Below are 13,311 nucleotides of genomic sequence, written 5' to 3'. Positions count from 1 at the left end.
TTCGCGGGAAAGGCCTTCGCGCGTGCAACAGGATGTGCCAGAGTGCGGACTGAGTGTGAGGGAGGTGGAGTGGTGGACCTGACGTCGAACCACCGCCCCCGCCTCCCGGCCGGGCACCAGGCCCACCCATCGACCCGGGCCCACCGTGCCCGAACGCAAGCGTCTGAACGCGGAGGGGACCACGATGAACGACGCGATGCTGAAGGCCTTGACGAAGGCCAGGCTCGGACTGACCACTCGGGCAAGGCCGAGGGACCGCGGGCAGACGGCGGTGGAGTACCTGGGGATCATTGTGGTGGTGGTGGCGATCGTGATCGCGATCACGGGGACGGACATCGGGACCACGATCATGACCGCGATCACGAACAAGATTGCCGAGCTGACCGGCTAGCGGTGCTTGGTGGGGGAAGCGAATCGGGGCAGGCGTTTCCCGTCTACATCGCCGTTGTGGCGGGCCTCTTGTTCCTTGCCTTTGCCTACTTTGCCGTCGGGCAGGCTGCATTCACTCGGAACAGTGCCCAGACTGCAGCCGATGCTGCGGCTCTCGCGGCCGCGCAGGACGCCCGGGACCAGCTGCGCGAGGGTTGGCTCGAAGTCATCCTTGACCCTGGCCGATGGGGCGAGTTCCTTAGGGGAGAGACGTACGACGAAGGGGCCGCGTGCGCGCGGGCAGCGGAGTTCGCGGCCCTGAACGAGGCTGACCTCCCGGCTGGTCGTTGTGAGCCTCTCTCTCCTAGCGGATTCCGAGTGACGGTAACTACGACCGGCTCGGAGGCGCAGCACGCAACGGCGTCTGCTGAGGCAGTGATCGAGCCGCGCTGCGACTTTACGGGGCAGGAGCCCACTCCAGATCCCAGTCCTGAGCCCTCGCCGACTCCATCCGAAGAACCCGAAGACGACCCGATCGTGGGGTTGGTGTGCGGCGACGAATCCTGGGTGATCGACCTGGAGGATCCGACCCTGCCTGGTGCCGTCGAGCTCTTCGCTGTACGGCTGTCCGAATGACCTGCGACGACGAGTAAAGGAAGCGCGCTTCATGAACGTTCGGTACGCACGCAGGGGCATGGCTTCCCTCGCAGTCGCGTCGGTGGCTCTGCTCACGGTTGGCTGTGGAGCCGAAGAAAAGCCGAAAGCGGACAAGCCGGCGACTACTACACATGCGCCTCAGAGCCCGACGACGCAGGCGGAACTTCCTGCTGAGGAGCCTGTGGATCCGCTAGCCGTACTCAAAGGGGAGGACGGGTTCGAGCTCACGCTCAGCTTGGTTGAACGTGATGCTGGCGGCTTCCTGACGATAAAGGGATCACTGAAGAACACCTCCGACCGGAGCAGGGCCGTCCCGCCTCGGATGAGGGGCGACGAGACCGAACTGTTGAAGCACGGCAATTCACTCGGAGGTGCCACCCTGCTCGACTCCGAGGGAAAGAAGCGCTACTACGTTCTCCGGGACACGGATGGGCGACCGCTGACGACGACCGGCCTAAGCATTCTCGGCGGAGGCAAGTCCGTTCCGGTGTTCATGCAATTCCCCGCACCCCCCACCTCCACCACAGAGGTCTCCTTCCAGCTCCCCACCTTCGAACCCGCCACCCTCAAGCTCTCCTGAGGCGACGCCATGACGACGACGAACCGCCGCCTGGCCGCCCTGGCCCTCGTCTCCGTGGCCATATGGCCGCTCACCGTGCCCACCGCGCACGCCGACGATCCGCCCGGCTCCGCCGCCAGCGCCGAACCGCCCCCCGCCATCGATCCCGACGCCCCCGGCCTCATGCTCCCCGACGGTGCCACCCTCGCGGCCGCCAAGGTCCTCGACATCAAGCAGATCGTCGAGGAGGAGGGCGGGCAGCAGCGGCGGCAGGACACCAACGTGGACGTGACCTTCGCGCTGCAGGCCGAGGTGCTCTTCCCGAAGAACAGCGCCAAGCTGAGTCCCGCCGCCACCTCCCGCATCGCCGCCATCGCCGCAGAGATCAACAAGCTGGGGTCCGGTCGTGTCCGGGTCTTCGGGTTCACCGACAACCTCGGGACGTACGAGCACGGGCTCAAGCTGTCGAAGCAGCGGGCCGTCGCCGTGCAGCTGGTGCTCGCGCGGAGTCTCGACCCGGGGACGGCCTTCGACATCCGTGGGTACAGCGAGGACTACCCGATCGCCGACAACCGCTCCGAGGAGGGCCGGAAGAAGAACCGGCGCGTCGAGATCTCCTTCCCCCGTACGACCCCCGGGGCTTAGCGCGACAGCGAGGCCAGCGCCGCCCGGATCGTGGCCGTCATGCGGTCCGGGTGGCGGAAGACCTCTCCCGCCGTGAACCGCAGAACCCGGCGCACCCCCGGGCAGGACTGCAGCGCGTTGAAGCGGGCGACGTCCCGTTCGTGGGCGCTGCGGGTGCCGTGGAAGGCGTAGCCCTCGACCTCGACCGCGAGGCCCTCCGCGCGGAAGAGGAAGTCGGGGCGGAGGAGCAGGCGTCCGTCCGCCGTGCGGAGCGCCGGTTGCGATTCGGGGAACAGGCCGGCGTCCCCTATCCGCAGTCTGGCGACCGACTCCGCAGGGGAGCCCGAGGCCGCCTCGGTCAGCGGGAGCCAGGCCCGGGCGCGGACCGCGCCCCTTCGGGGCGGGGAGAGTTCGGCGGCGAGTTCCTCGTACCGGACGAGTGGCTCTCGCCGTACGCCTCCGACCGACCGTCGTGCGAGGGCCGAGTCCGCGACCACCACCGCCTCCTCCCGGCTCCCGCAGCCCCGTATGAGGTCGCCGACCGTCCGCGCCGGGGTCGTCGTGCGCAGCCCGCGCCGGGTCGTCCGGTCCCGGGCGGTGAGGAACAGGGTCGCGTGGACCCGTATCCGGTCGCCGTGGGACGAGTGGGCGGGGCGTGCGGCGGTGAAGTCGAGGACGTCGGACGGCCGTGCGCCTCCGAGGCGTTCGATGCGGTGCAGCTCCGCCGCCGTGCCGTGGCTGCACACCAGTTCCGGACGCAGGAACTGCAGGGCCGTCGCCCTCACCCGCCAGTCCACCTCCTTCCCCGGGGCGGCCCAAGCGCCCCGGCAGATCCACTGCCAGCCGTCCCGGTGCAGGCGGCCGGCCAGCCGGCCCGGGGGCCAGCCCGCCGTGACCGCCCAGACCGTCAGGAGGACCCCGCCCCTGGCGAGGATCGCCAACTCGTACATACGCCCAACGATCCACGGAAGAGGGACACTTCGCACCCCCTGTGGAAAACCTGCCGAAAGCCGTCGTCAGGAAAGCGCAAAGCCGGGGGACAAGCGCGCCGGGCGGGAGCATTCTGGACAGATGACGACGACTCCGCGCGAGACGCCGGGCGGGACGCTGAGGGTGACGCCGAACGGGACGCCGAGCGAGGCCGGGAGCGAGACGCCCGGCGTTCGGCTGGTCGGTGATCTCGTCAGCCGTATCCCGGAGTTCCGGGGCGTGTACGAGAACCATGTGTTCCGTCAGGGGGGTGTACTGCCGCACGTGTTCTTCTGGGACGTCGTCCAGGACACCGTCCGTTCTTTCCTCGGCGAGGCCCCGGACGCGGCCGACTGGCGCAGCACCCTCGCCTTCCTGGAGGAGCAGAGCTGCCGTGGGGTCCTCGGCGTCGACGAGGTCATCGTGACGTCGTTCCTCGGTGATCTGCCCTCCCCGCAGGAACCCGGGCATGCCATCGTGCATCAGCTCGGTCCCGTCATGGCCGCGAAGTTCGTCCGCATAAGGCCCCTCGGCTGACCGTTCCGGCCGCCCCGGGATAATCGAGCGCATGCCCGATTCCCGTCCCGACCGTCCCAGCAGCCTCAACCGCCTCCGCCGCCCCACCGTCCTCGCCGTCGGCGGGTATGCCCTCACCCGCCTCATCGGCCTCGCGGTCCTCGCGATCGCCGCCGCGGCGACCGGCGAGGACGGGCTGCACCGGCTCAAGGGACGCTGGGACTCCGTCTGGTACGTGCGGATCGCCGAGCACGGTTACGGGTACGAGGTGACCCTGCCCGACGGCGACGTTCACTCCGACCTCGCCTTCTTCCCCCTCTTCCCCGCCCTTGAGCGAGGCCTCTCGGCCGTCCTCCCCGTGGACGCCGCCACCGCCGGGCTGCTGATCTCCTGGACGGCCGGGCTCGCCGCCGCCTGGGGCATCCACCGGTGCGGCGCCCATGTCTTCCGCCCCGCCGTCGGGGTCGTGCTCGCCGTCCTCTGGGGTGTGTACCCGACCGCGTTCGTCCAGTCGATGGCGTACACGGAGACGCTGTTCACCGCCCTCGCCGCCTGGTCGCTGTACGCGGTCCTGCGCGGGCGCTGGATCATGGCCGGTGTCCTGTGCGCGGCCGCCGGGCTCACCCGGCCGACGGCCGCCGCGCTGATCGCCGCCCTCGGGATCACGGCCCTTGTCATGCTCGTACGGGACCGGCGACTGCCCGCGCGGACGGTGGCCGGGGTCCTGATCGCCCCGCTCGGCTGGCTGGGGTACGTCGTGTACGTCGGCGTCCGGGAGGGCGGTCCGACCGCCTACTTCGACGTCCAGGCGGCCTGGGGCAACTCCATAGACGGGGGCGTCGCCCTCGGCAGGTTCATCCTCGGCCTGCCGTGGCCCGCCGCCCTCGGTCTGTGCGCGGCGCTGGCGCTGCTCGGCCGGCTCGTCGCCCTGTGCGTACGGCAGCGGCAGCCGTTGCCCCTGCTCCTCTACACCATCGGCGTCGTGTTCGTCTCGCTCGTCGGCGCCGCGTACTTCGGCTCCCGGCCGCGTCTGATGATGCCGGCGTTCGGGCTGCTGCTTCCGCCCGCCGTCGCCCTCGCGCGGCTGCGGACCCGTACCGTCGTGCCCGTCCTCGCCGGGCTCGCGCTGGCCTCCGCCGCGTACGGGGCCTTCACCCTGCTCGGCTCCGGCCCCCCGTGACCATGACGGGGGAACCTCCACGCGTACGCGTCCCCCGGCCCCGTGACTACGGAGCATCCACGCGCACGACCCCCGTCCCCCGTGACTACGGAGCATCCACGCGCACGCGTACCCCCGGCCGCAGGCCCCACCCGGCCATCGCTCCCGCCTCCGCCTCAAGGACGTGCCGGCCGCGCGGCCGGATCATGCCGAGCCGCCCCGGCTTCATGGTGACGACGGAGAGGACCGTGGACGAGCGGTCCAGATAGGCCACGTCGATCGCGAACCGCATGCCGAAGGTGTGCACGCTGTTCGTCCGGACGATCAGCAGCGCCCCCTCGATCCCGTCCCGCCCGAGCAGCCCCCGCCGCCGCGCCCGGTACGAGGCCGCGACCTGCAGCGGCACCGTCGCCCCCGGAGCCGTCAGCGTTCCCGGCCCGTCCTCCCATTTCCCCATGGGCCAGACCGTAGCGGCCCCAGACCCTAGGGTCTGGTCCGTGTACGTCACCTTGATCGCCCTCGCCGCCCTCTGGGGCGCCGCCGTCGGCCTGCTCGTGCCGCGGGCCGCGTACCGGCTCTCCGTGGCGTCCGAGGAGCCGTGGCGGGACCGCTGCCCCGCCGGGCACGTGCTCGTGGGGCCTGCGGGCGGGTGGCTGGGCGGACCCGGCCGGCGGGACTGCGCGACGACCGCCGCCCCGCTCACCGCGCCGCTGCTCACCGCCCTCGTGTGCGCCGCGCTCGCCGCCGCCACCGGCGGGCCCCGGCCCGAGCTGGTGGTCTGGCTGCTCGTCGCGCCCTTCGCCGTGCTCCTCGCCGGTGTCGACGCGCGCGTGCACCGGCTGCCGGACGCGGTGACGCTGCCGCTCGCCGCCGCCGTCCCGGTGCTGCTCGGTGCCGCGGAGCTCCTCCCGTACGACGCGGGTTCCTGGCTTCACGCGCTGCTCGGCGCGCTCACCCTCGGCGGCGCCTATCTGGTGCTGTTCTGGATCAACCCGAGCGGTCTCGGCTTCGGCGACGTCAAGCTGGCGCTGTCGCTGGGCGCCGCGCTCGGCTGGTACGGCTGGGGAGTCCTCTTCGTCGGCGCGTTCGCGGGCTTCCTGCTCGGCGCGGTCTACGGCCTCGGCCTGGTCCTGCTGCGGCGGGCCGGCCGCTCCTCGGCGATCCCCTTCGGGCCCTTCATGCTCGGGGGCGGTCTCCTCGGTCTGCTTCTCGGCGCCTTCACCGCGCTTCCCTGAGCCCGCTCGGGGCCTCCCCGCGTCAACGTCGTGCCCCGCCCGTCCGGTCCCTCGTGGGAGGGACGGAACTCCGCCGCCACGCCGGGCGCAAACCCGCCACGGCCCCCCGCAGCCCTTGTCCCGACTGGGATCCGACAGATTCGTCGAGGTTCGTACGGCGTACGTGGCGCGCAGGACGACTATCGAAGGGTTATGGTGGAAACCCCCCCTCGGGCCGGTCCGTATCCCCCCCACGGACCGGCCCGTTTTTTCTTTTCCCGGCCCCCTCAGGAGCGTCAGCCCCGGCCGGCCCAGATGTTCGTGCCCTGGGTGTCCACGGCGAACGAGTCGATCTCCACCAGCTCCGCGGCGGTCAGCGGCGGACCGGCGAGCGCCGCCACGTTCTCCTCCAGCTGGGCGACGCTGGACGCGCCGATCAGCGCCGAGGTCATCCGCTCGTCCCGCAGGACCCACGACAGCGCCAGCTGCGCCAGGGACTGTCCGCGCCGCTCCGCGATGTCCGCGAGGCCGTGCAGGCGCCGCAGCACCTCGTCGGAGAGCAGGTTCGGGTCGAGGGACTTGCCCTGGGTGGCACGGGAGCCCTCCGGGATGCCCTTCAGGTACTTGTTGGTGAGCAGCCCCTGCGCGAGCGGCACGAAGGAGATGCAGCCCATCCCGGCCTCCTCCAGGGTGTCGAGGAGGCCGTCCTCCTCGGTCCAGCGGTTGATCATCGAGTACGAGGGCTGGTGGATGAGCGCGGGGACGCCCATCGCGCGCAGGATCCGCGCGGCCTCGGCGGTCTGCTCGCTGGTGTAGGAGGAGACACCGACGTACAGCGCCTTGCCCTGCTGGACGGCGGAGGCCAGGGCGCCCATCGTCTCTTCGAGGGGGGTGTGCGGGTCGAAGCGGTGCGAGTAGAAGATGTCGACGTGGTCGAGGCCCATCCGCTTCAGGGAGGCGTCGAGCGAGGACAGCAGGTACTTGCGGGAGCCCCACTCGCCGTACGGGCCGGGGTGCATCTCGTATCCGGCCTTCGTGGAGATGATCAGCTCGTCCCGGTACGGCGCGAAGTCCTGGGCGAAGAGCTTGCCGAAGTTCAGCTCGGCGGAGCCGGGCGGCGGCCCGTAGTTGTTCGCCAGGTCGAAGTGGGTCACGCCCAGGTCGAAGGCGCGGCGCAGGATCGCCCGCTGGGTGGCGAGCGCGCGGTCGTCGCCGAAGTTGTGCCAGAGGCCGAGCGAGACCGCCGGGAGCTTGAGGCCGCTGCGGCCCGAGCGGCGGTACTCCATGGTGTCGTAGCGGTCGGCGGAGGCGCGGTACAAGGGGGAATCAGTCACGTATCTCTGCTTATCACGTACTTGTGACAGTCCCGGGCTGGGAGCCTGTCGCCCGTGCGCAGTAGTGTGGCGGCTTGCGGACCGCCGCTGCATGGCGGACCGCCGCTGCACAGAGGGGTAAAGAACGGTGAACCTGCGCGACCTGGTGTACGGGCTCTACGCACGCCGGGTGGAAGGCCGCCTCGACCACGCCCAGGTGCCCAAGCACATCGGGGTGATCCTCGACGGGAACCGCCGCTGGGCCAAGGCGTCCGGCGGAACCCCCGAGCAGGGACACAAGGCCGGCGCGGACAAGATCCAGGAGCTGCTCGGCTGGTGTGCCGAGACCGACGTCGAGGTCGTCACGCTCTGGATGCTCTCCACGGACAACCTGAACCGGCCCGAGGAGCAGCTGGTGCCGCTGCTCGGCATCATCGAGAACGCGGTGCGCTCGCTCGCCTCCGACGGCCGCTGGCGGGTCAACCACGTCGGCACGATGGACCTGCTGCCCTCCCGTACGCAGTCGGTCCTGAAGGAGGCCGAGCAGGCCACCCACGCCAACACGGGGATACTCGTGAACGTGGCGGTGGGCTACGGCGGCCGGCAGGAGATCGCGGACGCGGTCCGCTCGCTGCTCCTGGAGCACGCGGACCGGGGGACGAGCTTCGAGGAGCTCGCCGAGATCGTCGACGTCGAGCACATCTCGGAGCACCTGTACACGCGCGGTCAGCCCGATCCGGACCTGGTGATCCGTACCAGCGGCGAGCAGCGGCTCTCGGGCTTCATGCTGTGGCAGAGCGCCCACTCGGAGTACTACTTCTGCGAGGTGCACTGGCCGGCCTTCCGCAAGGTCGACTTCCTGCGGGCGCTGCGTGACTACGCGGCCAGGCACCGGCGTTACGGGACCTGAGACCGGGCGCCCTCGGAGCGCCCGCGTTCCGGTCGGAACCGATCACCTCGTGTTCATGAACACGTCGTCATATGCCCTGGCATGGCAAGGCCTGATCGAGGGCATATCCCTGGTGAAGTGAGCGGCACGGAGACCGCCACCCGGGAGGCCCCTTGCACCAGGACGACCGTGCGGGACACGTACGGGAGAAGCGGAGGGCCGTGGTTCGGCCCGCGCATCGCGGCCTGAACCCGGTCCCATTCCGCAGCGACACCGGTTCCGTCGCACCCCGACCTCACAGGGGTCTTCCGAGGGGGTCTGTCCTTCCGTGGTGACCAGCACGAAGCGCCGCCTTTCCGACCGGCGCACCTATGTTCTCGACACCAGCGTCCTGCTGGCCGACCCCAACGCCGTGTCTCGTTTCGAGGAGCACGAGGTGGTGCTCCCGATCGTCGTGGTGACGGAGCTCGAGGCCAAGCGGCACCATCCCGAACTCGGCTACTTCGCCCGGCAGGCCCTGCGCCTCCTGGACGACTTCCGGGTGCGGTACGGGCGTCTGGACGCCCCGCTCCCCATCGGGGACCTGGGCGGCAGCCTGCGTGTCGAACTCAACCATTCCGACCCCGGTGTACTGCCCGCCGGCTACAGGTTGGGGGACAACGACTCACGGATCCTCGCGGTCGCGCGGAACCTCCAGGCGGAGGGGTACGACGTCACGGTCGTCTCCAAGGACCTGCCGCTGCGCATCAAGGCCTCATCGGTCGGGCTCCTCGCCGAGGAGTACCGGGCCGAACTGGCCATCACGGACGCCAACGGCTGGACCGGGATGTCCGACCTCGCGCTCTCCGGGGAGCAGGTGGACCTGCTGTACGACCAGGAGTCGCTGTACGTGCCGGAGGCCGCCGAGCTTCCGGTCCACACGGGCCTGGTGCTCCAGTCCGAGCGGGGCAAGGCGCTCGGCCGGATCACCGCCGAGGGGAACGTACGGCTGGTCCGCGGCGACCGGGAGGCCTTCGGGCTCCGCGGCCGCAGCGCCGAGCAGCGGATCGCGCTCGATCTGCTCCTCGACCCGGACGTCGGCATCATCTCGATGGGCGGCCGGGCCGGCACCGGCAAGTCCGCGCTCGCGCTCTGCGCGGGCCTCGAGGCGGTCCTGGAGCGCCGTCAGCACCAGAAGGTGATGGTCTTCCGTCCGCTGTACGCGGTCGGTGGCCAGGAGCTCGGGTACCTGCCGGGCAGCGAGTCCGAGAAGATGAGCCCGTGGGCCCAGGCGGTCTTCGACACGCTGTCGTCGGTCGCGAGCCGCGAGGTGATCGAGGAGGTGCTCGGCCGGGGGATGCTGGAGGTCCTGCCGCTGACCCACATCCGTGGCCGCTCGCTCCACGACGCGTTCGTCATCGTGGACGAGGCCCAGTCCCTGGAGCGGAACGTCCTGTTGACCGTTCTGTCCCGGATCGGGGCGAATTCGCGGGTCGTGCTGACCCACGACGTCGCCCAGCGGGACAACCTCCGGGTCGGCCGGTACGACGGAGTCGTCGCCGTGGTCGAGAAACTGAAGGGTCATCCGCTCTTCGCCCATGTCACGCTCACCCGATCCGAGCGCTCCCCGATCGCCGCGCTCGTGACGGAGATGCTGGAGGACAGTGTGATGTGACCCGTTTCGTACGGGTCCGCACCCGTACGGAAGTTGGCGCCGCCCGGCAAAGCGCAGGAGCTTAGCCGGGCGGCGCCGCGCTGTCCGCCGTATCGTCCAAAACTCCCGCCCCGCCGAGGTGTGAGCTTTCACACGCAACACAGAATTGCCTTGCGGTGTCGCCGTCCGGCAGAGTCTTGCTTCCGTCAGGCCCCGCATACGGCACCCGTGCACCTTCAGGCGCACAACCCCCGCACAACTCAACAGCCGTCCGCCGTATGCCGCCCACAGCACCACGGGCCCGTGTCTCCTGTGACCCAGTACGTCGGAGACCAGCGCCAGGGGCACGATTTCGCCCGCGTGGTCACCTGTGCGGACGATGCTGGAAGGAAACCGTGTGAGCCGGATCTCGGTCCGGGGATTCGCGGTGGCTTCGGCCACTGCGGTCACCACCGTCGGCGCCGTCGTGGGCGTTGCGTCGGGTAACGCCGCTCAGCCCTCGGACGACAACTTCGAGGCCACCGCGGCCGACACCACGCTGCTCGCGGACATTCCCGTGGGCGAGCAGGCCCAGGTACAGGTCTCGTCCCTCTCGGAGCAGGCCGACGTCCAGGCCGCCGCTGCCGACTCGGCCGCGAAGAAGTCCGCGGAGGAGGCCGCCCGTCTGCGCGCGGCCAAGGACGCCGAGGCGAAGAAGGAGGCGGCCGACAAGGCCGCCGCCGAAGCCGAGGCCGAGGCGAAGGCCGAGAAGGAGCGCAAGGAGGCGGAGGCCGAGCGCGCAAGCCGCTCCTCGATGCGCGACGCCTCGTCGTTCTCCGCCCAGGGCTCGTACTCCATCTCCGAGGTCAAGGCGATGGCTCGCCAGATGATCCCGGCCTCGCAGTTCCAGTGCTTCAGCAACATCGTGGACCACGAGTCCGGCTGGAACTACCGCGCGACCAATCCGTCTTCGGGCGCCTACGGCCTCATGCAGGCCCTCCCGGGCTACAAGATGCAGTCCGCCGGCGCCGACTGGCAGACCAACCCCGCCACCCAGATCAAGTGGGGCCTCAGCTACATGGACGGCCGCTACGGCAGCCCCTGTGGCGCCTGGTCGTTCTGGCAGGCCAACCGCTGGTACTAGTAGCGGCGTGCTCAACCTTGGGGAGCCCCTCACCGTCCTACGGTGAGGGGCTCCTTGCGTGTAGGTTCGGAGCCCCATGGGCTCGCGGGGGAGCGAGCGGGGCAGCGCAGGCGGGGGGAAGAGGAAAGAGATGGCAAGAATGCCAGGGTGGTTGGGTCGGCTGGGCGAAAGCCTGAGCCGTATGGGTGAGCGCCTCGACGAGCGCAGGGCCGAGGCCGAGCGCGAGGACCCGATCCACCCGCCGTACGAGGACCCGCGGGAACGACCGGCCGACCGCACCCCCGCGGACGCGGCCACACCCGTGCGCCCGCAGGGGGAACCGGACACCGCCGCCGCCCTCCCCGAGCCGGCCGCCGCGTCGGCGGAGCCGGTCTCCTCCGTCCCCGCGCCCCCCTCGTACGCGCCGGCCGTCGCCGCCCGGCCCGACCCCGTCGCCGCGATCCCCTGGGGCATGCGCGTCGCGGCGGAGGCGAGCTGGCGCCTCCTCGTCTTCGCCGGGACGGTCTGGGTCCTGATGAAGGTGATCAGCTCCGTGCAGCTGGTCGTCCTCGCCTTCGTCGCCGCACTTCTCGTCACCGCCCTGCTCCAGCCCACCGTGACCATGCTGCGCAGGAAGGGCCTGCCCCGCGGCCTCGCCACGGCCGTCACCGCCGTCTCGGGCTTCGTCGTGATGGGCCTGGTCGGCTGGTTCGTGGTCTGGCAGGTCATGGACAACATCGACAACCTGTCCGACCAGGTCAAGAACGGCATCGAGGAACTCAAGCTCGCGCTGCTCAACAGCCCCTTCCATGTGACCGAGCAGCAGATCAACGGCATCGCGAAGAACCTCAGCGACTCCGTCGGCGCCAACGCCGAGCAGATCACCCAGGTCGGTCTCCAGGGCGTCACCGTGGTCGTCGAGACGATGACCGGCATCCTGCTCGCCATGTTCTCGACGCTCTTCCTGCTCTACGACGGGAAGAAGGTGTGGGAGTGGACGCTGAAGCTGGTCCCCGCCCAGGCCAGGCCGGGCGTCGCCGGCGCCGGCCCGCGCGCCTGGCGCACCCTCACCGCCTATGTGCGGGGCACGGTGCTCGTCGCCCTGATCGACGCCGTCTTCATCGGCCTCGGGCTCTGGTTCCTCGAAGTACCGATGGCGGTGCCGCTCGCCGTCTTCATCTTCCTGTTCGCCTTCATCCCGCTGGTCGGCGCGGTGGTCTCCGGCGCCCTCGCGGTCGTCGTCGCCCTCGTCACCAACGGTCTCTTCACCTCGCTCATGGTGCTCGTCGTCGTCCTCGCCGTGCAGCAGATCGAGGGCCATGTGCTCCAGCCCTTCATCCTCGGACGCGCCGTGCGGGTCCACCCGCTGGCCGTCGTCCTCGCGGTCGCGGCCGGCGGTCTGACCGCCGGCATCGGCGGCGCCGTCGTCGCGGTCCCGCTGGTCGCCGTCGCCAACACCGTGGTCGGCTACCTGCGCGCGTACAGCACGGAACAGGCGCTCCGCAGCGCCCCCGAACCGCGCGGGGCGACCGCGTTCGAGGTGGCTCCCACCCCGGCGCCGGGCTCGGCGGCCGACAAGGGCGGGAGCCGGTGATCTCGGAACCGGAACTGGTCGGCGGGGCCGGGTTCGACGCGCCCGAAGTCCTCACCGAGACCCCGCCGCCCCGCGAGCCCCGGCCACGCCGCCCCTGGCTGTGGGCGCTCGGCGGCGTGGTGGCGGCCTCGGCGGTGTGGGGCGGCGGGCTCTACGCGTACGAACGGGGAAAGGAACCGGGACCGGACCTCGGCGGGTACAGGGCGGTGGAGAGCCTCTGCGAGGTGGCGGAGCTCAAGGCGCTCGCCGGTGTCCTGGGGAAGCGGAGCCAGGACGGGGCCGGGTTCACCGTGGACGAACCGGCGATCAGCGAGTCGTCGTGCGTGGTCACCTTCGGCCCGCCGGAGACCGGGCAGAGCGTCGACATCACGTACACCCTGCACAGGACGATCGACCCGGGTGCCGAGTTCGAGGTGCGGGCGCGGCAGTTCGGCGTGATCCAGGAGCTCGACGGCATCGGTGAGCAGGCCTTCTTCGACGACCACGGAGGCGAGGGCGGAACCTTGAGGATCCTCGACGGTCAGGCGGAGATCTCGTTCGACATGTACCGCCAGAACCACGAGGTGGACGGGCGGCTGGTCGTGACCGAGCCGCTCGACCTCTCCGGGATCGACGTCCCGATGTCCCAGGACGCGCTGGCCCTCATGAAGGCGCTCAAGAAGTGACGGAAGGGCCCCGGGGCGTGCTGCCCCGGGGCCCTTCACGTACGACGG

General features: G+C 70.7%; 14 protein-coding genes and 1 pseudogene. 12 read left to right on the top strand and 3 right to left on the bottom strand.

Annotated elements, in window-relative coordinates:
• Positions 1-184: 184 nt before the first annotated feature.
• The 4 genes and pseudogenes from ACFVYX_RS08740 (at position 185) to ACFVYX_RS08725 (ending at position 2,230) form a co-directional block, all read left to right on the top strand.
• Complete coding sequence (locus ACFVYX_RS08740; protein WP_389680638.1) at positions 185-391, top strand: Flp family type IVb pilin; 207 nt, start codon at positions 185-187, stop codon at positions 389-391.
• Between the two features lie 2 nt (positions 392-393).
• Positions 394-549: pseudogene (locus tag ACFVYX_RS08735) on the top strand (pilus assembly protein TadG-related protein); the annotation flags it as partial.
• Positions 550-1,036: 487 nt separating this feature from the next.
• Positions 1,037-1,606 (top strand): hypothetical protein, encoded by a 570-nt coding sequence (locus ACFVYX_RS08730; RefSeq protein ID WP_389680637.1) that lies wholly within the window; start codon positions 1,037-1,039, stop codon positions 1,604-1,606.
• A gap of 9 nt (positions 1,607-1,615) precedes the next feature.
• Entirely contained in the window at positions 1,616-2,230 is a 615-nt protein-coding gene (locus tag ACFVYX_RS08725; protein ID WP_389680636.1) for an OmpA family protein, read from the top strand.
• Here the strand turns inward: ACFVYX_RS08725 and ACFVYX_RS08720 are convergent.
• Entirely contained in the window at positions 2,227-3,159 is a 933-nt protein-coding gene (locus ACFVYX_RS08720) for an endonuclease domain-containing protein (RefSeq protein ID WP_389680635.1), read from the bottom strand. The two genes, ACFVYX_RS08725 and ACFVYX_RS08720, sit on opposite strands and share 4 nt — an antisense overlap.
• A gap of 121 nt (positions 3,160-3,280) precedes the next feature.
• Between ACFVYX_RS08720 and ACFVYX_RS08715 the strand changes: the two genes are divergently transcribed.
• Together ACFVYX_RS08715 and ACFVYX_RS08710 are read left to right on the top strand one after the other, a co-directional pair.
• The gene (locus ACFVYX_RS08715) at positions 3,281-3,715 is read left to right on the top strand and encodes a hypothetical protein (RefSeq protein ID WP_389680634.1); all 435 of its coding nucleotides are present in this window, start codon (positions 3,281-3,283) and stop codon (positions 3,713-3,715) included.
• Positions 3,716-3,746: 31 nt separating this feature from the next.
• Positions 3,747-4,874 (top strand): mannosyltransferase family protein, encoded by a 1,128-nt coding sequence (locus ACFVYX_RS08710; protein ID WP_389680633.1) that lies wholly within the window; start codon positions 3,747-3,749, stop codon positions 4,872-4,874.
• Between the two features lie 85 nt (positions 4,875-4,959).
• Here the strand turns inward: ACFVYX_RS08710 and ACFVYX_RS08705 are convergent, their stop codons facing one another.
• Positions 4,960-5,310 (bottom strand): DUF192 domain-containing protein, encoded by a 351-nt coding sequence (locus ACFVYX_RS08705; RefSeq protein ID WP_389680632.1) that lies wholly within the window; start codon positions 5,308-5,310, stop codon positions 4,960-4,962.
• Positions 5,311-5,350: 40 nt separating this feature from the next.
• On the opposite strand from ACFVYX_RS08705, the gene ACFVYX_RS08700 reads away from it, so the two are divergent.
• Positions 5,351-6,088: a prepilin peptidase gene (locus ACFVYX_RS08700; protein ID WP_389680631.1), complete on the top strand. Its 738-nt coding sequence runs from the start codon at positions 5,351-5,353 to the stop codon at positions 6,086-6,088.
• Between the two features lie 275 nt (positions 6,089-6,363).
• Here the strand turns inward: ACFVYX_RS08700 and mgrA are convergent, their stop codons facing one another.
• The gene (gene mgrA / locus ACFVYX_RS08695; RefSeq protein ID WP_389680630.1) at positions 6,364-7,401 is read right to left on the bottom strand and encodes an L-glyceraldehyde 3-phosphate reductase; all 1,038 of its coding nucleotides are present in this window, start codon (positions 7,399-7,401) and stop codon (positions 6,364-6,366) included.
• Positions 7,402-7,528: 127 nt separating this feature from the next.
• Here mgrA and ACFVYX_RS08690 point away from each other — a divergent pair, with 127 nt between their 5' ends.
• From ACFVYX_RS08690 to ACFVYX_RS08670, 5 genes are all read left to right on the top strand, one after another.
• Positions 7,529-8,290, top strand: a complete 762-nt coding sequence (locus ACFVYX_RS08690; RefSeq protein ID WP_389680629.1) for an isoprenyl transferase — start codon at positions 7,529-7,531, stop codon at positions 8,288-8,290.
• A gap of 307 nt (positions 8,291-8,597) precedes the next feature.
• Positions 8,598-9,923, top strand: a complete 1,326-nt coding sequence (locus ACFVYX_RS08685) for a PhoH family protein (protein WP_389680628.1) — start codon at positions 8,598-8,600, stop codon at positions 9,921-9,923.
• 376 nt (positions 9,924-10,299) lie between these two features.
• Entirely contained in the window at positions 10,300-11,025 is a 726-nt protein-coding gene (locus ACFVYX_RS08680; RefSeq protein WP_389680627.1) for a transglycosylase SLT domain-containing protein, read from the top strand.
• Positions 11,026-11,155: 130 nt separating this feature from the next.
• Positions 11,156-12,598: an AI-2E family transporter gene (locus ACFVYX_RS08675; RefSeq protein ID WP_389680626.1), complete on the top strand. Its 1,443-nt coding sequence runs from the start codon at positions 11,156-11,158 to the stop codon at positions 12,596-12,598.
• Positions 12,595-13,263, top strand: a complete 669-nt coding sequence (locus ACFVYX_RS08670; RefSeq protein ID WP_389680625.1) for a hypothetical protein — start codon at positions 12,595-12,597, stop codon at positions 13,261-13,263. Before ACFVYX_RS08675 ends, ACFVYX_RS08670 begins: the two co-directional genes overlap by 4 nt.
• Positions 13,264-13,311: the final 48 nt, after the last annotated feature.

This window comes from Streptomyces sp. NPDC058326 (assembly GCF_042879855.1).
Lineage (GTDB): Bacteria > Actinomycetota > Actinomycetes > Streptomycetales > Streptomycetaceae > Streptomyces.
This window is presented reverse-complemented; position numbering and strand designations above follow the sequence as displayed.